Annotated in this window: 1 pseudogene; it reads left to right on the top strand. The window is 40.7% G+C overall.

Annotation, left to right across the window (positions count from 1 at the left end):
• Window positions 1-231: pseudogene (locus AAEY83_RS18935) on the top strand (molecular chaperone HtpG); the annotation flags it as partial.

Genomic DNA, 231 nt, shown 5'->3' with positions numbered 1-231 from the left:
ACGTAGTAGCTGATACATTCACCGCTGCGAAAAACTCACCGCATTTAGAGATTTTCCGCAAAAAAGGCATTGAAGTATTACTACTAAGTGACCGTGTTGACGAGTGGATGATGAGTCACCTAACTGAATTTGCTGATAAGCAACTACAGTCGATCACACGTGGTGACTTAGATTTAGGTAAGCTTGACGACGAAGAAACTAAAAAAGCGCAAGAAGAGTCTGAAAAAGAAA

Source organism: Psychrobacter sp. TB20-MNA-CIBAN-0197 (assembly GCF_040309765.1).
GTDB lineage: Bacteria > Pseudomonadota > Gammaproteobacteria > Pseudomonadales > Moraxellaceae > Psychrobacter > Psychrobacter submarinus.
The sequence above is the reverse complement of the archived record's forward strand: the minus strand, read 5'-3'. Positions and strand labels throughout refer to the sequence as shown.